An 18,002-nucleotide genomic window follows, 5' to 3' on the forward strand; every position below is an offset into this window, starting at 1 on the left:
CAAAGTCTCAAGACCAACCGAAAGCGAACTCCCATGGGTTTCCAGTGCGGCATTGTCGGACTGCCGAATGTCGGCAAGTCCACACTCTTCAACGCGCTCACCAAGACGGCGGCGGCACAGGCTGCCAACTATCCGTTCTGCACCATCGAACCGAACACGGGCGAAGTGGCCGTTCCCGATCCGCGCCTTTATGAAATCCGCAAGGTTGCCGGATCCAAGGAAGTCATTCCGACGCGCATCACCTTTGTCGACATTGCCGGTCTCGTGCGCGGCGCGTCCAAGGGGGAAGGCCTCGGCAACCAGTTTCTGGCCAACATCCGTGAAGTCGACGCCATCGCCCACGTGCTGCGCTGCTTTGAAGACGATGACATCACCCATGTGGAAGGCACCGTCGACCCGATCGCCGATGCGGAAACGGTCGAAACCGAACTCATGGTCGCCGACATGGAAAGCCTTGAGCGCCGCATCGCACCGCTGAAGAAGAAAGCCACCGGCGGCGACAAGGAAGCCAAGGCGGTTCTGCCGGTGATGGAAGCCGCGCTTGCGCTCCTGCAGGACGGCAAACCGGCCCGTGTACTGGAAGTCTCCGGTCCGGATGAGGAAAAGATCCTCAAGGGCCTGAACCTGCTCACAGCAAAGCCGGTGCTCTACGTCTGCAACGTCGATGAAGCCTCTGCGGGAGAAGGCAATGCCCTTTCCGCCAAGGTCGCCGAAAAGGCGAAGGCGGAAGGCGCTGCCGCTGTTGTCATTTCCGCAGCCATCGAGGCCGAAATCTCCCAGCTCGACAAGGAAGAGCAGGAAGAATTCCTGGAGACCATCGGCCTTGAAGAACCGGGCCTCGACCGGCTGATCCGCGCAGGCTACGGCCTGCTGGGTCTGATCACCTATTTCACCGCAGGCCCGAAGGAAACCCGCGCCTGGACCATTACCGAAGGCACCAAGGCTCCGGGCGCTGCCGGCGTCATCCATACGGATTTCGAACGCGGCTTCATCCGGGCGCAGACCATCGCCTATGACGATTACGTCGGCCTTGGCGGCGAAACCGCAGCCAAGGAAGCCGGCAAGGCCCGCGACGAAGGCAAGGAATATGTCGTCAAGGATGGCGACGTTCTGCTGTTCAAGTTCAACACCTGACGAACACAGCGCGCAGGCAGCGTGAAGCTGCCTGCGCGATCCCACGCCAACTTCCCACCTGCCCCAGCCATCACTTTCCGCCGCGGAATCGCAACGGAAGTTAAAGACATGCCCTCTAGGTTTACCCGGTCAAACGGGAATTCGACCTGCAGGAGGGGCCAATATGGCGGGACGAAGCGACACCAGAATCCGCAAGATTATTGCCGGAACGGTGGGGAATACGCTAGAATGGTACGATTTTGCCGTCTACGGCTATCTCGCCCCCATCCTTGCGCAACAGTTTTTCCCAAGTGACGATCCGACCGTCAGCCTGATCAGCACCTTTGGTGTCTTTGCGGCAGGCTTCCTGATGCGTCCCATCGGCAGTCTGCTTCTCGGCCATATTGCCGACAAGACAGGCCGCAGCCGGGCTCTTCTGTTGTCCGTCGCCCTGATGGCCATTCCAACGACGCTGATCGCCTTCTTGCCAACCTATGACCAGATTGGTGTTGCCGCGCCCGTGCTCCTGACGCTGCTCCGGCTGCTGCAGGGGCTTTCCGTCGGCGGCGAATACACCGGATCGACGGTCTATCTCTACGAAATCGCCCCGCCTCAGCGCCGGTGTTTCACCGTTTCCTGGGCCCTGGTCGGGGCAACCTTCGGCATTCTGCTCGGATCCGGCGTGGCGGCACTGGCGACAGGCCTGCTGCCGGCGGACGACCTGGGAAGCTGGGGATGGCGCATTCCCTTCGGCTTCGGCCTGCTGGTCGGCCTCACCGGTTTCATGATCCGCAGCGGCAACAAGGCGGAAGAAAGGGACCAGCCCCCGTCCCCGCACGATCCCGTCAGTGCTCCGGTGGGCGAAGTGCTTCGCAATCACCGGCCTGCCCTGCTGCGAACCATTGCCTGCAACGTCCTCAACGGTGTCGGCTTCTACCTGACCTTCGTCTATCTCACCTCCTACCTGGTCGACTACGTCAAGTTCACCGAAAGCCAGGCCCTGACGATCAACACCAGCGTCATGGTCGTCTTCATGCTGCTGCTGCCGCTTGTCGGCTATCTGGCCGACAAGATCGACCGAAGAACCGTACTGCTGGTTGGCTCAGGCGGTGTTGCAGTCTTCGCCCTTCCGATGTTCTGGCTGGTGCATCATCCGGATCCCGTCATGGTGGTTCTCGGCCAGCTTGGCATGGCCGTCATTCTGTCTACCTTTTTTGCCCCGCTCATGGCCGCCATGGTCGGCCAGTTCCCCGTGTCCGTACGCGTGACAGGCTATTCCATCGGCTACAACATCCCGCTGGCCCTCTTTGGCGGCACCGCGCCGCTTGTTGCCACTTATCTGATCGACAAGACCCACCTGCAGCTTGCTCCGGCGTTCTACATGATCGCTGCCGGACTGCTTGCCTTCGTGGTGATCTGGTTCATGCCCTCGAACGACACAAACAACGGTCAGGAAGCTTAGCTGGCAACCGCGCCCAAACAGCTCAAGGCCTGAGGGCCATCCTCGGGGTAGACGTGTTGCCATCGAAGCACCAGAAAAAACAGGGGGACCGGCGGCGAGAAGGCCGGTCTTGCAGCTCCCGCTCGACAGGTTGCTCCCGAACCCTGTACAAGCAGGTTTTCGTCAACCCTCGAAAGTTTCAGCAATGTCGACCGTGTTTCCGGCTCCCTTGCCGACCATCCTGCCCATCAGCGAAAGCCAGAACGGATTTCCTGTCCGCAGGGTTTACTGCGTCGGGCGGAACTATGCGGCCCATGCCGTGGAGATGGGCCACGATCCCGACAGGGAAGCACCATTCTTCTTTCAAAAGAACCCGGACAACCTCGACCCGTCTGGCGAATTTCCCTATCCGCCCCTGTCCAGCGATGTGCATCACGAAGTCGAACTCGCGGTCGTTCTGAAATCCGGCACGCGCGACATTCCGGCCGCCAGTGCGCTGGAACATGTCTACGGCTACGCGGTCGCCCTCGACATGACCCGCCGCGATTTGCAGGCGGAAGCCAAGAAAGCCGGCCGCCCGTGGGAAGCCGCCAAGGCGTTTGAACGCTCCGCCCCCATCGGCCCCATTATGCCGGTGGCAGACAGCGGGTTCCTCGACCAGGGCCGAATTGCCCTGACCGTCAATGGCGAAGTCCGGCAGGAAGGCGACCTCAATCAGTTGATCTGGAAAATCCCCGAAGTCATCGCCAAGCTGTCCGAGCTGTTCCAACTTGGCGCGGGTGACGTCATCCTGACAGGAACTCCGGCAGGGGTCGGCGCCGTCGAGCGCGGCGATCTTCTGGTGGCGACGATTGACGGTCTGCCGGAACTGACCGTCAAGGTCGCCTGAGCGATCTGACCGGCCTGATCGTCCTTTCTGCCGGCGCTCATCCTGCATCCCGAATGCCGCGGAACCTTTTGGCATCCTCCCGTGTTTAGAAGCTGTGGTCCCGGTTACTCCCGCAAAAAAGGTCTCCAGCACCACTGCCGGAATGCCGAAGGAAACTGGGCCCAAGTCCTTTAAGCGGTCTTGAGATTGCAGGGCGGCCATGTTCAGGTCGAACCCGCATTTGCAAGTCTTTGCCGGAGCCTGTTCGTGACATTTGACCAGATTGCCCTGTTCGTCCTCTTCGGCGCAGTTTTCGCCTTGCTGGTCTGGGGCCGCATCCGCTTCGACCTTGTTGCCTTCGGTGCGCTTATCCTGGGCGCATTTCTGGGGTTGATCCCGTCCGAAGAAATCTTTTCCGGCTTCGGCCATTCCGCCGTCATGATCATTGCCCTCGTGCTGATCGTCTCGCGCGGACTGACGAACTCGGGCGCCGTGGAACTGATTGCACGCTTCGTGATCTCCGCATCGAGGGGCCTGTCCCGCCACATCGGCCTCATGGCCGTGGTCGGCGCCAGCCTGTCGGCGATCATCAACAACGTCGCCGCGCTGGCATTGCTCATGCCGCTCGATATGGAGGCAGCCAAGAAAGCGGAACGGTCTCCCGGCCTCTCTCTTATGCCGCTGTCTTTTGCGACCATTCTCGGCGGCATGATCACCCTGATCGGCACCCCGCCGAACATCGTCATCGCGCAATACCGCTCGGACGCGTTCGGTGCGCCCTTTTCCATGTTCGACTTTGCACCCGTCGGCCTCGTGGTCGCGGTCACCGGCATTGCCTTTGTCACCCTGTTCGGCTGGCGCCTGCTGCCGCGCCATTTCCGCGACAAGCCGAATGAAGAAGAATTTGCCGAAAGCCTCTATGTGGCGGAACTGAAGGTCGGGGAGATTTCGGAAGAAAAGCCACTGATTGTTGGCGACCTCTACCCTGTCGCCGACGAGAAGGATGTCGCCATCATCGGCCTTATCCGCAACGGCCGGCGCGTGCGCGGCTTTGCCCGCCGCGAAGCGATCAAGTCCGGTGACTATCTGTTCGTTGAAGGCGATCCCAAGGCCATCGAGGCTTTCATGGGCGCTGCCAAACTGGAATTCGCAGGCTCGGAACAGCACAAGGGCGGCCTCAACAGTGACGCCCTGTCGCTGGTCGAGGCCATCGCACCGGACAACGCCCGTATCATCGGCCGGTCCAGTTTCGACATGCGTCTCCTCTATGGCCACGGCGTCACGTTGCTCGGTATTTCCAGGCAGGGCCGCCGCGTGCAAAAGCGCGTCCGACACGAACAGATACGCCCGGGTGACGTGCTTCTGCTGCTGGGCACCCCGGAACGGCTCGAAAATGCCTTTACATGGCTTGGCGTCCTGCCGCTTGAAGGGCGCAAGACCGGTGTCATCCAGCGCAACAAGGCGTGGCTGGCGATTGCCGGCTTTGCCGTTGCGATTGCCGCTGCCGTTGCCGGGCTCGCCTATCTGCCGGTCGCGCTGGCGGCTTGCGTCATTTTCTATGCCGCTGCGGGCCTGATCAGCGGGGCGGAGGTTTACCAGTCCGTTGAGTGGAAGGTGATCGTGCTGCTCGGCTCGCTGATCCCGCTCGGCCAGGCTTTCGAGGAGGCCGGCAACGCGCAGCTTATCGCCGATGGAATTCTCGCCCTCACGTCAACGGCCCCTGCCTGGGTCACCCTCGCCATCCTGATGGTGGTGACGATGACCCTTTCGGACTTTCTGAACAACGTCGCGACCTGCCTGATCGCGGCGCCGATCTCTGTTCAGATCGCCAACTCGCTCGACGTGAACTCCGATCCCTTCCTGATGGCGGTGGCCGTCGCATCGTCCTGTGCTTTCCTGACGCCGATCGGCCACAAGAACAATACCATCATCATGGGACCGGGCGGCTATCGGTTCGGCGATTACTGGCGAATGGGCCTGCCGCTGGAACTGCTTGTACTGGCGGTCAGCATCCCGGCCATCCTGGTGTTCTGGCCGCTTTGAGGTGACACTCAGGCAGCCGGTTTCAAGGGCAGGCAGATGTCGGTCAGGAGATCAGCCGGCGCGGTGTCGCGCGGGTTGTTGAGATAGACCTCCAGACAGGGCGCATCGTCCGGCTCGCGGCCCGACTGCGTCAGCCATTCGCCGTAAAGCCATTCATAGGCCCATTTCATGTCTGCATAGGGCCCCTTGTAACGCAGCACCGCATAATCGCCCCCGCGCGTTTCCCGCGTCTCCAGCGGAGCCTCAACCGGAAAGCCGTCGCCGATAACCGCTCCGGCAGCCGATTGCAGATCGTCTTCAGCGACATGGGTCGGATCGGAATAATAGAGCGCCTTCATCGCACCGATCTGACCGATGACCTGGCGGCTCACCAGAATGCCGAAAAGCTTTTCGAAGGCCTTGCCGATTTCCATGTAGGCCCCTCGATGAGGCAGCACGGCCAGGGTTTCGGACGGCAGGGTTTTGATGGCAACGTCATGCATTAGGGCAGGTCCTTTCTGCTTGGGAAGAGGCGCACCGCCATTGGCCGGCTGGAAGCGGTGCGATGTCAGGGAAGTGCGATAAGTGCCCGGCGCCTGGCCGTAAGCCTGTTTGAAGCTGCGCGAAAAGGCCTCCAGGCTGCCGTAACCGGCCCGCTTTGCGACAACGGGCAGCGCCAGGTCGGTATAGGTGAGATCTCCCGCAGCCCTGTGAAGACGCAGGCGTTTGACCGTCGCGAAGATGGATTCGCCATAGGTCGCCTGCCAGATCCTGTGCCAGTGTGAGGGAGAAAGGGCGGCAACCTCGGCAAGTGTTGCAAGGTCAGGATCCTCATCGAGATTGGCGTAGATATATTCAATCACCCTTGTGAAGCGACGGATATAGCCGTTGTCCCGCGGCGAAAGTCTGAGCTTTTCGTGATTGGTCATGTCCGGGCCCCGTTCGATTGAAGGGACCCTAGCACCATGGTTTCTGATAAATCTTGCTGACTTGACCTCGCCTCACCGGTCCGCTTGAAACGAAAAAGGTCTTTATTTCAGAAAAACAAAACCGGCACTGGTTTCCCGTGCCGGTTTGGCCATGATGTACGCAACTCAAGAACAGGGGAATCGAACCATGAGCACCAAAAAGCGCATTCTGTTCACCGGCGGTTCCGGCAAGGCCGGGCGGCATGTCATTCCATACCTGCTGGCGCAGGGGCATCGTGTCGTGAACGTCGACCTGAAGCCGCTTGACCACCCCGGCGTCGACAACCTCATTGCCGACATCACCTCGTCGGGTGAGATGTTCAACGTCATGACCAGTTACGCCAACTTCGATGAACTGGAGCCGGGCAACGGCATACCGTCCTTCGATGCCGTGGTGCATTTCGCGGCGGTACCGCGCATTCTCATTCATCCGGACAACAGGACGTTCGAAGTCAATACGATGGGCACATACAACGTCGTGGAAGCTGCCGTGAAGCTCGGCATCCGCAAGATCGTGATTGCCTCGTCGGAAACCACTTACGGCGTCTGTTTCGCCGATGGGGTGGTCGACCCGAAGGTGCTGCCCGTGGAAGAGGACTACGACGTCGACCCGATGGACAGCTACGGTCTTTCCAAGGTTGTCAACGAGAAGACCGCCCGCGCCTTCCAGCGCCGCTCCGGCTTCGACATTTATGCACTCAGGATCGGCAACGTCATCGAGCCGCACGAATATGACCGGTTCCCGGATTTCTTTGCAAATCCGGCACAGCGCCGCAGAAACATCTTCTGCTATATCGACGCCCGTGACCTTGGACAGATCGTCGACCGCTGCCTGGAAAAGGATGGCCTCGGCTTCCAGATCTTCAACGCCGGCAACGGCACGAATTCCGTCGATATTCCGAACGCGGAAATCCTCAGGCGCTTCTTCCCCGATGTGCCGTTGAGCCGGGAACTCGGAGAGCATGAAGCCCTCTTTTCCAACCGCAAGATCCGCGAGGTTCTGGGCTTTGAAGAAGAGCACAACTGGCGCAAATACGTGAAGGTCTGACCGGCTTTCCGGACAAGGCCGAAGACCGGCGGATTTAGTTTTACTTCCGAACCGGCTGAGACTAGCTTCGGGTCGCAACACTGTCGGGCAGCAGCGCTGCCCTCCTGGGAAACGTGCTATGAAGCTACTGAAATCTGCCGCTTTCGGCCTTGCCGTTCTGGCGTCTGCGACTGCAGCCGCCGCGCAGGGCACCGGCTCGCAAGGGTACTTCCAGATCTACAACAACACCGAAGAGAACGTTGTTGTCGGTTTCTACACCAACGACGGCAACGGCTGGTCGGACAACTGGCTGTCCGGACCGCTCGGTCCCGGCGAAAGCGCAAGGGCCGAGTTCGAGGCAGATACCGGCCACTGCGCGCAGACCTTCCAGGTCGGATGGCTGGCCGACGACGACACCGAAGTGATGGACGATCCCATCGACATCGATATCTGCGAAGCCAGCAACGTCTATATGGACGATAACGAGATCTATTACGACTGATCTCAGCCTTCCTTCTCGAGGCGGAAACGCGGCGCATCGCGTTTCCGCGAAGTGCCAACCCCACCGGAATTCATGACCGATCTCCTTTATTTTGAAGACTTCGAACCTGGTCAGGTCTTCGAGCTAGGCTCCCTGACTGTCAGCAGGGACGAAATCATCGATTTCGCCGCCGAGTTTGACCCGCAACCGTTCCACCTCGACGAAGAGGCCGGCAAGGCGTCCATCCTGGGTGGTCTTGCCGCTTCCGGCTGGCACACCGGCGCAATGGTGATGCGCCTGCTAGCTGAAAACCTCCTGAACAAGACAAGCGGCCGCGGCTCGCCGGGCATCACCAGGCTGCAGTGGAAGCGCCCCGTTCATCCAGGTGATTGCCTGACGGCCAGGGTCGAAATACTCGACACAAGAGACTTGCGCTCGAAACCGGACCTTGGCCTCGTCAACATTCGCGTGACAGCCAGAAACCAGAAGGGCATTGAAGTGCTCGTCTGGGAAAACCCGAACCTGTTCGCAAGACGGGAGGTTGCCCGGTGAGTGCCTTTTTTGAAGATATTGAAGTTGGCGACACGCTTGAACTGGGCGAATACACCTTCGCCCGGGAAGATATCGTGCGTTTTGCGGAAAAATACGACCCGCAGGCTTTCCACCTCAGCGAAGAAGCTGCCGCGCAGACCCATTTCGGCCGCCTGTGCGCCTCCGGCTGGCATACCGCGGCCGTGTTCATGAAGCTCTGGGTCACGCGTCACCAGGCTCTTCAGGAAGAAGCGCTTGCCGCCGGACAGACACCGGCCAAACTCGGCCCCTCGCCCGGGTTCGAAGACCTCAAGTGGATCAGACCGGTCTTCGTCGGCGATACGTTGCGCTACCGGCGTGTCGTGACCGGCAAAACCGAAAGCCGCACCCGCCCGGACTGGGGCCTCGTTCATTCCGACATGCAAGCCTTCAATCAGGATGGCACGCTGGTGTTCTCGTTCAAGGGCACGGTGTTTGTCGAACGCCGCAAGGGCTGATCGCGGCAGTCGGCCAGTGCGTACAAAAGCAAAAAGCGCGCTGCCTTCCTGAAGACCGCAGCACGCTTTTCATATGGCTGCCCTGCGCTCCCGGGCCCACTCGCTCATCCGCCTCAGCGGCAGACGTCGAGGATCCACAGGAAGGCCATCGGCACCATGGTCAGCGCGGGCACGATAATGGCCGGGTACCCGAAGGCATAGATCGACACCGCCCAGATCATCGCCAGATTGGCGATGAACCAGTATTTGGCGTCTTCCGCGCCATAAAGCGCTTCCTTGAGAAACAGGTTCAAGATCGGCACGACCAGAAGCAGCCGTAGCACCAGAACTTCCTTGGGGGCAGATGAAGCAGACATCTTTTCTCCGGATCTTAGGGAAAATACGTAGACCGTCTCCCTAATCCGTTTGCCTGCTGCAGACACTGCGGCAAACGGACATCATGCCCATTTGCCGCAGTCTGCCGATGTTTGCCGAAGAACGTCAGTCCGGCTTGCGGCCATGCACCAGCATCGTCATTCCCGGGATCATCACCTCAACCGCGATATCGATGAAGCCGGCAGCTTCCATCAAACCGGCAACATAGGAACTCGTGATCGAGCGGGCTTCCGGATTGAAGGCGGTATGCTGCAATTGCCACAGTGCAGCCAGCTTCGGCCCGTCGCGATTTTCGTCGACCATGAAGTCATGGACCATCAAATCGCCGCCCGGTGTCAGAACCTCGAACGCCTTGCGCACAAGCCCCGGAATGGCCGTGCCCGGCACACCGGAAAAGAGGTAAGACATCAGCACCGCGTCCGCGCTATCCGGCCAAGGGTCCTTCAGGGCATTGCCCGGCGCATACTGGATGCGATCCTGCAAGCCTTCCTCGGCAATGAACTCCTCGCCCACCTTGGCAACATTGGGGAAGTCCAGAACGGTTGACCGCAATCCGGGATAAGCCTTGCAGAGCGAAATCGAGAACGCCCCGGTGCCGCCGCCGACGTCCAGCAACTGCTTGGCAGCGGACAGATCCACAAGCTTGGCGAGCCCCCGCCCGGGCCCGAGCGAGCCAGCGTGCTGGGACCTTGAATAAAGCCGCGCTTCCTCCGGGTCGCTGAACCAGTCCTCATAGGAGGCTACCTGTCCATCCTCCAGGCTGTCGGTCAGCGCATCGTTGAGCTGCGTCATGAAGGGATACATCTGCTTGTCGATCTGGAACCGCAGATAGTCGCCGAAATCATATTTCCGGCCCTTCACCAGAAATGCTTCCGCCGCAGGAGAATTGGTAAAGCCGGTTCCCTCCCGGCGCACCAGCCCAAGGCTGGCGAGAGCAGTCAGCAAGGTTGTCGCGCGATCAAGATCAAGTTCGCTTTTCCGAGAAACTTCGTCTGGAGACAAGGTCTTTTCGGAAAGAAGTGAAAACAAATCCACATGAAGTGCAGAAAAAAGGGCTTTCGAGCCCATGAACCCAAAAGCAATATCTGAAATTTCCTCAGCCGTTTCCAAGGACCTGGCGACAGGCATTAATTATCCTCCTCAGGATTTCTGAGCACGAATGTGCGAAATTTTTCCGATCAGGAAAAATGAACTTGGGAATGAGCAATTATAACTATTGTGCGACGCAATGCAAATTCCGGCCCTACGACCCGAAACCGCCTGCCGGCACCCGTATTTTTTCCAGGAGCTTTGGCAGAAACCGGTCTTCAGGTATGGTGGAGCCGGCGCCGCCAGGCACCCGAGAAGCTTTCCCAGACAGGCCGAAAGCATCCCTTTCCGCCTGCTGCCATTCCCCGAAAGAAACCGAACAGGACCGACCGAGTGCCTTTTCTCGACTTTCCCGCAAACCTTCCGGAAAACCGGACGCCACGTGCGGTCATCTTCGGTGCCGGGCACGGCAGCACCTATCCCGGCAGGGACAGCAACGGATACACCGGGGCAGCCGATGCCATCCGCGCGGCCAGTCAGGAGGACGCCGACCTCGTCGACAATTGGGACTTCGATCTTGGCGGCCCACTTTTCGATAGCAAGCCCGCGTGTTGCACTGACATCGGCAATGTCGTCACGCTGATGCATGACAACGCCGGCAACCGCGCCCGGATCGAGGCACAAACGCGGTCGATCCTGGCTCTGCCTTCCGTACCGATCCTGCTTGGCGGGGATGATTCTCTTCCAATCCCCTTCCTCGCCGCCTTTTCGGATCAGGCCCCCGTCTGGTTGCTTCAGATCGATGCCCATATTGACTGGCGCGACGAGGTCGACGGCGAGCGCTACGGCTATTCCAGCCCGATGCGCCGCGTCAGCGAAATGCCGCATGTCGCAGGCATGGTGCAGGTCGGCCTGCGCGCCGTCGGCAGTGCCGGCAACAGCGAAATCGAGGCTGCGCGCCGCTATGGCAGCCACTTCGTCACGGCACGCGACATCCACTCCAAAGGAGCCTCAGCCGCGCTGAAGCATATCCCGGAAGGCGCGCGCTGCGTCGTCACACTGGACTGCGACGGGATCGACCCGGCTGTCATGCCGGGCGTAGCCGCACGCACACCCGGCGGGCTCACCTACACACAGGTGATCGATCTGATTGCGGGCGTGGGCAGGCGGGCGACAATTGCAGGGTTCGACCTGGTCGAATTCTATCCGCCGAACGACATCAACGGCCTGACCGCGCTGACCGCCTCACGGCTCGTAGTCAATGCCATCGGCGCGATCGTCCGGCAATAGCCAGACACGGATCATCCCCCGTTCCGCTGATCGGAGCTGATAAGGCGTTGAAAGAAAGGGATTGGCACCCACAGCTCAAAGGCTGCGGGCAAACAGGACTTCGTCGCGAATTTCGATACCGTAATCGCCGCGCAGCGGAATCTCCGGCTTCTTCTCGCGCTCCAGATCGATGACACCTTGTGCGACCCGTTCCAGGCGGAATCCGCGGCGCTGATAGAAGCGGAAGGCATCAAGGTTGTCGTTGGAAGTGCGCACCGTCAGACGGTGGATACCGCTGGCCCTTGCCTCATCGACCACTGCGTTCAGTAGAAGCGTTCCGGTGCCGCTCCAGCGGCTCAGCGAGTCGAGTGTCAGGATTTCCCATTCACTGTCCCGCTTGATCAGCGTGACGAGCCCCACCAGTTCGTTGCCCGCATAGGCCACATAGCCAGGCAGGCTCGATGCATCGACGATCTCGCCGTCCAGCAGCATTTCGGGGCCGGCCCATCTGTCTGCCAGAAGCTGGAACACAGCTTCCTTGTCTTCCTCGTTGATCCGTCGGATGATCACGCTCATGGTTTGCCCTGCCTCCAGATCAGCGGCTTTTCTATCGAACCCGATTGAACAGCCTGTCGCTGATCGATTCCATACTTTGCGGGCCTCTTGTCTGCGCCCCGGGGAGCGCAGAATGCCCTATCGGTGAATGATGCGGGTAGCCAGTGGCGTGCGCGCCTGCCAACGCGCTCGCTCCAGCTCCGGATCGACATGCTCTTCTTCCGGATAACCGACGCATAGATAAGCCACGAGGCGCCAGCCAGCGTCAACCTGAAGGGCCGTGGCGACCGCGTCGGGATCGAGGATCGACACCCAGCCGACACCGATACCTTCGGCGCGCGCAGCAAGCCAGAAGGTGTGGATCATGCTGACCGTGGAATAGGCCAGCGTCTCCGGCATCGTCAGCCGGCCGAGCCCATGTCCCTGCTCGGGGTCATCGTCACAGAAAATCGCCAGATGGACGGGCGCTTCCTTCAGCCCTGCCAGCTTGAGCTGGCGGTAGATAAGCGCCTTGTCGTCGCTGTAGGTCCGGGCGGCCTCTTCATTCTCGGCCTCGAAGCTTTCAATGATGCCGGCGCGCGCCTCGGCGCTGTCAACGACAACGATCCGCCAGGGCTGGCTGTTGCCGACGGACGGCGCGAGATCCGCCAGGTGCAGCAGATGATCGAGAGCGCCTTCCGGAAGAGGCGCCTGTTTGAAACGGCGCACATCGCGGCGCCATTTCAGAAGCGTTTCGAAATCCTTCTGAAACTTTTCCGAAAATTCCGGTTTCACGTTGCTGCCCTCGGCTCCTCCCGCCATGACAGACCTAGTGACCCGGAAATTCCACAAGAGTGCGCACTGGAACGTTCATCGCTTCCAGTTTCTTGCGCCCGCCGAGATCCGGGAGATCGACGATGAAACACGCAGACTCGATATTCGCCCCCATGGACCGCAACAGCTTGCAGGCAGCCTCGGCCGTGCCCCCGGTGGCAATCAGGTCGTCGACCAGGATGACACGGTCGCCCGGCTTGATCGCATCCTTGTGCATTTCCATCTCATCGAGGCCGTATTCCAGAGAATAGGCGACCCGCACGGTTTCATGCGGCAGCTTGCCCTTCTTGCGGATCGGCACGAAGCCGGCGGACAACTGATGGGCAACCGCGCCTCCCAGGATGAATCCACGTGCCTCGATGCCGGCAATCTGGTCGACCTTCGACCCCGCCCAGGGCTGCACCAGAGCATCGACCGCCCGGCGGAACGCACGGGCGTCGCCGAGCAACGTCGTGATATCCCGGAACAGGATCCCCTCTTTCGGATAGTCCTTGATCGTGCGGATGGCACCGACAAGTTCATCCTGAATGGTCTGTGCGGTCATCGGGATATCTCTCTGTTGAAACGGATCCGGGTATCTGCCCCGGCCGGTGGTTATAGCAAGTTTGGTCTGCCGGTCGAAGCAATTTCGCTTTGTCTCAAGGGGTTATGCGGGCCACACCCTAGCTCCGGTTCAGGATCCGCCCTGCGACGGCATCCAGCTTGGCAACCAGCGCCGGATCGCGTTTATCAGGCGCCGTCATCATCGCAAATTCCAGAGCGGTGTCGGACCCGGCCGGGCATGACTGATGTTCGCGCGGCAGATCCCGCGCCACACGGGCAACCAGCCGCTGAGCGTTTTCCGCGTTCTCGTGCAGAACCTTGATGATCGCCTGAATGTCGACTTCGCCATGGTCCGGATGCCAGCTGTCATAGTCGGTGACCATCGCGATGGTCGCATAGGAAATCTCGGCTTCCCGGGCCAGTTTGGCTTCCGGCATGTTGGTCATGCCGATGACATCGCACCCCCAGGAGCGATAGAGCTGGCTTTCCGCCAGCGACGAGAACTGCGGACCTTCCATGGCGAGATAAGTGCCGCCCTTGGCATACGAAAGTCCTTCCGCTTCCGCGGCCGCTGCCACCGCATCGACCAGCTTCGGGCTGACCGGGGTCGCCATCGATACATGGGCAACGCAGCCCGTGCCGAAGAAACTCTTTTCCCGCGCAAAGGTTCTGTCGATGAACTGGTCCACCAGCACGAAAGTGCCGGGTGCGTGCTCTTCCTTCAGCGATCCGCAGGCAGAGACGGACAGAAGATCGGTGACACCGCACCGCTTCATCACGTCGATGTTGGCGCGGTAGTTGATCGTGGTCGGCGAATAGACGTGTCCGCGCCCATGGCGCGGCAGGAACACCACCTTGAGACCGTCGATGGTGCCAATGCGCACCTCGTCGGACGGCGTGCCCCAGGGGCTGTTGACGGCAATCCATTCGGAGTTTTCCAGCCCCGGAAGATCGTAAATGCCGGACCCGCCGATAATGCCCAATACTGCGTCTGCCATAACCGCTCCAAACAGGTGCAAAACAATAATCTGCGGGACAAGAGCCCGCGTCATCGATGGTTTATTTCAATTGATCTGCGATGGCGTCAAGCCCGGCCTTGGCGCATTTGGCCTCATTCTCTCCGCCGCCACCTCCGGCAACGCCGATGCCGCCCAGCAACATGCCCGACCTCGAGACGATCGGCAGACCACCGCCGAGCGGCAATGCCCCCGGAATGGCAGCAAGATTTCCCTCTCCCCCTTCATCGGTGAGCGGGCCAAGGTCGGAACTCGGCAGATTGAACGAAGCGGCGGTCCAGGCCTTGCGGCGGGCGGTTTCAGCGACATGCGCACCGCCCATGTTGCTGCGCAGGGTCACCTGCTCGACACCGAAGCGGTCGACCACGGACGCCCCGGCCTGAAAGCCTGCCTCGTTGCAGACCTCTACCGCACGCAGCGCTGCGCGCATGGCTAGATGCATGTCCAGAACCTCGACCACGTGGGTTGCGGCCGATTGGGAAATTGCGGGGACCGGAAGCAGAAGAATTGCCAGAAACATCAATGCACGGCGCATTGCATTACCCCTCAAAGAAAAAGCCGCCGGAAGAACCGGCGGCTTTCATCATGCACTTAGGCGGCAATCAATCAATGCTCAACGTTGCGCCAGAGTTTCTTCTTGGTGAAGTAGAGCAAACCAGCGAAGACGATCAGGAAGACCATGACCCGGAAGCCGATCTTCTTGCGCTCTTCCAGGTGCGGCTCAGCGGCCCACATCATGAAAGCAGCAACGTCATGCGCGTACTGGTCGACCGTCATCGGCGTGCCGTCGGTGTATTCCACCAGTTCGTCGGACAGCGGCGGAGCCATGCCGATCGGGCCACCGGTCAGGTTCTCATGTGCACAGGCTTCAGCCGTAACCGAACCACCCAGGAATGCCGGGTTGAAGTAGCCGGAGAAGTCCTCGCCCAGACATTGCGGGTTTTCTTCCGGATAGCTGGTGAGAAGCGCATAGATGTAATCCGGGCCCTGCTCCTGATACTGGGTGAAGGCATCGAAGACGAACCACGGGAAACCGCGGTGCCCCGCACGGGCCTTTGCCAGTAGCGAGAAGTCCGGAGGATAGGCGCCACCGTTCGATGCGCGCGCTGCCTGCTCGTTCGGGAACGGAGACGGGAACTTGTCCGCCAGGATACCCGGACGCTCATACATGTCGCCGTCATCGTTCGGACCGTCTTCGACGGTGTACTCGGACGCAATCTGCTTCGCCTGTTCTTCGGTGAAGCTCGGACCACCCTCATCGGCGAGGTTGCGGAAAGCAACCTGCTTCAGGCCATGACAGGAAGAACAGACTTCCCGGTAGACCTTGAAGCCGCGCTGCAACTGGCCACGGTCATAGAAACCGAAGGGACCCGAGAAGGACCACTGCTGCCGCTCGATGTGCGGAGCGTTGCCTGCCGCGAAGGCCGGGGTCGCGATGGCGACAGCCGCCACCGCAGCGAAGGAACGAACCATTTTGATCATGGTGCTCATTGTCTCAATTAACTCCTGATCCGGGCCGCGTTACTTCGTGTCCGGTGCTGCAGTGGCACCAGCCGGTTTGCCGGCTCCGCCCTTCAGAACCGCTTCGGAAATCGAGGCCGGCAAAGGCCGCGGTTTTTCCAGGAACCCGAGCATCGGCAGGATGATCAGGAAGTGGGCGAAGTAGTAGGCGGTGCAGACCCGGGCGAGCAGAACGTAGGTGCCTTCGGCCGGCATGGCGCCAAGGTAGCCAAGCGCAACGGCGTTGGCAGCGAAGATCCAGAAGAACTGCTTGAACAGCGGGCGATAGGCGCCGGAGCGAACCTTGGACGTGTCCAGCCAGGGCAGAACGAACAGCACTGCAATGGCACCGAACATGGCGACAACACCGCCGAGCTTGTCCGGGATGGCACGCAGGATCGCGTAGAACGGCAGGAAGTACCATTCCGGAACGATGTGCGCCGGGGTCACGAGCGGGTTTGCCTCGATGTAGTTGTCCGGGTGACCCATGTAGTTGGGCACGTAGAAGACGAACCAGGCGAACAGGATCATGAACACGATGATCGCGAACAGGTCCTTGATCGTGTAGTACGGGTGGAACGGAACCGTGTCCTGCTTGGTCTTCGGCTGAACGCCCGTCGGGTTGTTGTTGCCCGTGGTGTGGAAGGCCCACACGTGCAGTATAACGACACCGAAGATCATGAACGGCAGCAGGTAGTGCAGCGAGAAGAAGCGGTTCAGGGTCGGGTTGTCGACCGCAAAACCACCCCACAGCCAGGTGCGGATTTCCTCGCCGACCAGCGGAATGGCCGAGAACAGGTTGGTGATAACCGTTGCGCCCCAGAAGGACATCTGGCCCCACGGCAGCACGTAGCCCATGAAGGCAGTGCCCATCATGATCAGGAAGATGATCACGCCGAGGATCCAGGAGATCTCGCGCGGCGCCTTGTAGGAGCCGTAATAGAGACCACGGAAGATGTGGATGTACACGGCGATGAAGAACATCGACGCGCCGTTTGCGTGCAGGTAACGCAGCATCCAGCCGAAGTTCACGTCGCGCATGATGTGCTCGACGCTGTTGAAGGCTGCCGTGGTGCTCGGCGTGTAGTGCATCACCAGCACGATGCCGGTGATGATCTGCGCGATCAGCACGAAGAACAGGATGCCGCCGAAGGTCCACCAGTAGTTCAGGTTCTTCGGCGTCGGGAAATCAACGAAAGAGCCGCGTACGAGCGAGATGACCGGCAGGCGGCTTTCCAGCCACTTCGCCGGAGCGCTCTGCGGTACATAGTTTGAATGTCCAGCCATGGCTGTCTCCTAAAAATCTATGCCGTTAGCCGATCTTGATCGTCGAGTCGCTGACGAACTCGAGCGGCGGAATCAGCAAATTCTCGGGAGCCGGGCCCTTACGGATACGGCCGGCGGTGTCGTAGTGAGAGCCATGGCACGGGCAGAACCAGCCGCCAAAGTCGCCGGAGCTGCCGATCGGCACGCAGCCGAGGTGGGTACAGATACCAACCTGGACAAGCCACTTCTCGTTGCCTTCGACGCCGCGGTTGGCGTCAGACGCTTCCGCGTCCGCCGGCAGGTTTGAATTTCGTGCAAGCGGGTCGGGAAGATCAGCCACAGGAACAGCCTTGGCTTCTTCCACTTCCGTTTCGGTACGGTTGCGGATGAATACCGGCTTACCGCGCCATTTGACTGTAATCGACTGCCCCTCTTCCACAGCAGAGATATCAACCTCGATGGAAGCCAGAGCCAATGCGGAGGCATCCGGGTTCATCTGGTCGATGAACGGCCATGCCAGCGCGCCAGCGCCAACGACGCCCATGGCGCCGGTCGCAATATAGAGGAAATCGCGGCGGGTCGGTTCCGCCTGATCCGTATGTGCCAAGGTCGCGTCCTCTCGAAACCTGTTCAACCTGTACCGAAAGCCCGCATCACGTCCGAGGCCCCTACTTTTGGCCAAGAAGGG

Annotated in this window: 20 protein-coding genes; 9 read left to right on the plus strand and 11 right to left on the minus strand. The window is 60.3% G+C overall.

The window, feature by feature from the left end; all coding sequences use genetic code 11:
- Window positions 1–33 precede the first annotated feature (33 nt).
- From ychF to SIAM614_RS20825, 4 genes are all read left to right on the plus strand, one after another.
- Window positions 34–1,134, plus strand: a complete 1,101-nt coding sequence (ychF, locus tag SIAM614_RS20810) for a redox-regulated ATPase YchF (RefSeq protein WP_006937627.1) — start codon at window positions 34–36, stop codon at window positions 1,132–1,134.
- Between the two features lie 163 nt (window positions 1,135–1,297).
- A complete protein-coding gene (locus tag SIAM614_RS20815; RefSeq protein WP_006937628.1) occupies window positions 1,298–2,575 on the plus strand; it encodes an MFS transporter in 1,278 nt (425 codons plus the stop codon).
- Window positions 2,576–2,759: 184 nt separating this feature from the next.
- The gene (locus tag SIAM614_RS20820) at window positions 2,760–3,443 is read left to right on the plus strand and encodes a fumarylacetoacetate hydrolase family protein (RefSeq protein WP_006937629.1); all 684 of its coding nucleotides are present in this window, start codon (window positions 2,760–2,762) and stop codon (window positions 3,441–3,443) included.
- Window positions 3,444–3,689: 246 nt separating this feature from the next.
- Window positions 3,690–5,465, plus strand: coding sequence for an SLC13 family permease (locus SIAM614_RS20825; RefSeq protein ID WP_040440746.1), 1,776 nt, complete (start codon window positions 3,690–3,692; stop codon window positions 5,463–5,465).
- A gap of 8 nt (window positions 5,466–5,473) precedes the next feature.
- Here the strand turns inward: SIAM614_RS20825 and SIAM614_RS20830 are convergent, their stop codons facing one another.
- Entirely contained in the window at window positions 5,474–6,373 is a 900-nt protein-coding gene (locus SIAM614_RS20830; RefSeq protein ID WP_006937631.1) for an AraC family transcriptional regulator, read from the minus strand.
- A 187-nt stretch (window positions 6,374–6,560) separates the two neighbouring features.
- On the opposite strand from SIAM614_RS20830, the gene SIAM614_RS20835 reads away from it, so the two are divergent.
- The 4 genes from SIAM614_RS20835 to SIAM614_RS20850 all read left to right on the plus strand — a co-directional run bounded on the left by SIAM614_RS20835 (window position 6,561) and on the right by SIAM614_RS20850 (window position 8,948).
- Window positions 6,561–7,460, plus strand: a complete 900-nt coding sequence (locus SIAM614_RS20835; protein ID WP_006937632.1) for an NAD-dependent epimerase/dehydratase family protein — start codon at window positions 6,561–6,563, stop codon at window positions 7,458–7,460.
- Window positions 7,461–7,578: 118 nt separating this feature from the next.
- Window positions 7,579–7,941 carry a hypothetical protein gene (locus tag SIAM614_RS20840; RefSeq protein ID WP_006937634.1) on the plus strand — a complete coding sequence of 121 codons (363 nt, stop codon included), beginning with the start codon at window positions 7,579–7,581 and terminating at the stop codon, window positions 7,939–7,941.
- A 72-nt stretch (window positions 7,942–8,013) separates the two neighbouring features.
- Window positions 8,014–8,472, plus strand: coding sequence for a MaoC family dehydratase (locus SIAM614_RS20845; RefSeq protein WP_006937635.1), 459 nt, complete (start codon window positions 8,014–8,016; stop codon window positions 8,470–8,472).
- Complete coding sequence (locus SIAM614_RS20850; RefSeq protein ID WP_006937637.1) at window positions 8,469–8,948, plus strand: MaoC family dehydratase; 480 nt, start codon at window positions 8,469–8,471, stop codon at window positions 8,946–8,948. Before SIAM614_RS20845 ends, SIAM614_RS20850 begins: the two co-directional genes overlap by 4 nt.
- A gap of 113 nt (window positions 8,949–9,061) precedes the next feature.
- Here SIAM614_RS20850 and SIAM614_RS20855 read toward each other — a convergent pair whose 3' ends face one another.
- The gene (locus SIAM614_RS20855; protein ID WP_006937641.1) at window positions 9,062–9,304 is read right to left on the minus strand and encodes a hypothetical protein; all 243 of its coding nucleotides are present in this window, start codon (window positions 9,302–9,304) and stop codon (window positions 9,062–9,064) included.
- A 124-nt stretch (window positions 9,305–9,428) separates the two neighbouring features.
- A complete protein-coding gene (locus SIAM614_RS20860; protein WP_006937642.1) occupies window positions 9,429–10,451 on the minus strand; it encodes a methyltransferase in 1,023 nt (340 codons plus the stop codon).
- Between the two features lie 294 nt (window positions 10,452–10,745).
- Here SIAM614_RS20860 and SIAM614_RS20865 point away from each other — a divergent pair, with 294 nt between their 5' ends.
- On the plus strand, window positions 10,746–11,642 hold the full coding sequence (locus SIAM614_RS20865) for an agmatinase (protein WP_040440747.1): 897 nt from the start codon (window positions 10,746–10,748) through the stop codon (window positions 11,640–11,642).
- 75 nt (window positions 11,643–11,717) lie between these two features.
- On the opposite strand, the gene SIAM614_RS20870 is transcribed toward SIAM614_RS20865, so the two are convergent.
- The 8 genes from SIAM614_RS20870 to petA all read right to left on the minus strand — a co-directional run bounded on the left by SIAM614_RS20870 (window position 11,718) and on the right by petA (window position 17,921).
- Window positions 11,718–12,197: a GNAT family N-acetyltransferase gene (locus SIAM614_RS20870; RefSeq protein WP_006937645.1), complete on the minus strand. Its 480-nt coding sequence runs from the start codon at window positions 12,195–12,197 to the stop codon at window positions 11,718–11,720.
- Between the two features lie 117 nt (window positions 12,198–12,314).
- The gene (gene bluB, locus SIAM614_RS20875; RefSeq protein WP_006937646.1) at window positions 12,315–12,977 is read right to left on the minus strand and encodes a 5,6-dimethylbenzimidazole synthase; all 663 of its coding nucleotides are present in this window, start codon (window positions 12,975–12,977) and stop codon (window positions 12,315–12,317) included.
- A gap of 7 nt (window positions 12,978–12,984) precedes the next feature.
- The gene (locus tag SIAM614_RS20880) at window positions 12,985–13,533 is read right to left on the minus strand and encodes an adenine phosphoribosyltransferase (protein WP_006937647.1); all 549 of its coding nucleotides are present in this window, start codon (window positions 13,531–13,533) and stop codon (window positions 12,985–12,987) included.
- 118 nt (window positions 13,534–13,651) lie between these two features.
- Window positions 13,652–14,530, minus strand: a complete 879-nt coding sequence (locus SIAM614_RS20885; protein ID WP_006937648.1) for an S-methyl-5'-thioadenosine phosphorylase — start codon at window positions 14,528–14,530, stop codon at window positions 13,652–13,654.
- Window positions 14,531–14,591: 61 nt separating this feature from the next.
- A complete protein-coding gene (locus SIAM614_RS20890; RefSeq protein ID WP_006937651.1) occupies window positions 14,592–15,083 on the minus strand; it encodes a GlcG/HbpS family heme-binding protein in 492 nt (163 codons plus the stop codon).
- A 71-nt stretch (window positions 15,084–15,154) separates the two neighbouring features.
- Entirely contained in the window at window positions 15,155–16,039 is an 885-nt protein-coding gene (locus tag SIAM614_RS20895; RefSeq protein ID WP_006937652.1) for a cytochrome c1, read from the minus strand.
- A 30-nt stretch (window positions 16,040–16,069) separates the two neighbouring features.
- A complete protein-coding gene (locus SIAM614_RS20900) occupies window positions 16,070–17,335 on the minus strand; it encodes a cytochrome b (protein ID WP_006937653.1) in 1,266 nt (421 codons plus the stop codon).
- Between the two features lie 25 nt (window positions 17,336–17,360).
- Window positions 17,361–17,921 (minus strand): ubiquinol-cytochrome c reductase iron-sulfur subunit, encoded by a 561-nt coding sequence (gene petA, locus SIAM614_RS20905; protein WP_006937655.1) that lies wholly within the window; start codon window positions 17,919–17,921, stop codon window positions 17,361–17,363.
- Window positions 17,922–18,002: the final 81 nt, after the last annotated feature.

It is taken from the genome of Roseibium aggregatum IAM 12614, from assembly GCF_000168975.1.
In the GTDB taxonomy this organism is placed as follows: Bacteria; Pseudomonadota; Alphaproteobacteria; order Rhizobiales; family Stappiaceae; genus Roseibium; species Roseibium aggregatum.

Coding starts and splice junctions, on each gene's coding strand:
- ychF (WP_006937627.1), top strand. CDS start 34: ATGGGTTTCCAGTGCGGCATTGTCGGACTGCCGAATGTCGGCAAGTCC.
- SIAM614_RS20815 (WP_006937628.1), top strand. CDS start 1,298: ATGGCGGGACGAAGCGACACCAGAATCCGCAAGATTATTGCCGGAACG.
- SIAM614_RS20820 (WP_006937629.1), top strand. CDS start 2,760: ATGTCGACCGTGTTTCCGGCTCCCTTGCCGACCATCCTGCCCATCAGC.
- SIAM614_RS20830 (WP_006937631.1), bottom strand. CDS start 6,373: ATGACCAATCACGAAAAGCTCAGACTTTCGCCGCGGGACAACGGCTAT.
- SIAM614_RS20835 (WP_006937632.1), top strand. CDS start 6,561: ATGAGCACCAAAAAGCGCATTCTGTTCACCGGCGGTTCCGGCAAGGCC.
- SIAM614_RS20840 (WP_006937634.1), top strand. CDS start 7,579: ATGAAGCTACTGAAATCTGCCGCTTTCGGCCTTGCCGTTCTGGCGTCT.
- SIAM614_RS20845 (WP_006937635.1), top strand. CDS start 8,014: ATGACCGATCTCCTTTATTTTGAAGACTTCGAACCTGGTCAGGTCTTC.
- SIAM614_RS20855 (WP_006937641.1), bottom strand. CDS start 9,304: ATGTCTGCTTCATCTGCCCCCAAGGAAGTTCTGGTGCTACGGCTGCTT.
- SIAM614_RS20860 (WP_006937642.1), bottom strand. CDS start 10,451: ATGCCTGTCGCCAGGTCCTTGGAAACGGCTGAGGAAATTTCAGATATT.
- SIAM614_RS20870 (WP_006937645.1), bottom strand. CDS start 12,197: ATGAGCGTGATCATCCGACGGATCAACGAGGAAGACAAGGAAGCTGTG.
- bluB (WP_006937646.1), bottom strand. CDS start 12,977: ATGGCGGGAGGAGCCGAGGGCAGCAACGTGAAACCGGAATTTTCGGAA.
- SIAM614_RS20880 (WP_006937647.1), bottom strand. CDS start 13,533: ATGACCGCACAGACCATTCAGGATGAACTTGTCGGTGCCATCCGCACG.
- SIAM614_RS20885 (WP_006937648.1), bottom strand. CDS start 14,530: ATGGCAGACGCAGTATTGGGCATTATCGGCGGGTCCGGCATTTACGAT.
- SIAM614_RS20890 (WP_006937651.1), bottom strand. CDS start 15,083: ATGCGCCGTGCATTGATGTTTCTGGCAATTCTTCTGCTTCCGGTCCCC.
- SIAM614_RS20895 (WP_006937652.1), bottom strand. CDS start 16,039: ATGAGCACCATGATCAAAATGGTTCGTTCCTTCGCTGCGGTGGCGGCT.
- SIAM614_RS20900 (WP_006937653.1), bottom strand. CDS start 17,335: ATGGCTGGACATTCAAACTATGTACCGCAGAGCGCTCCGGCGAAGTGG.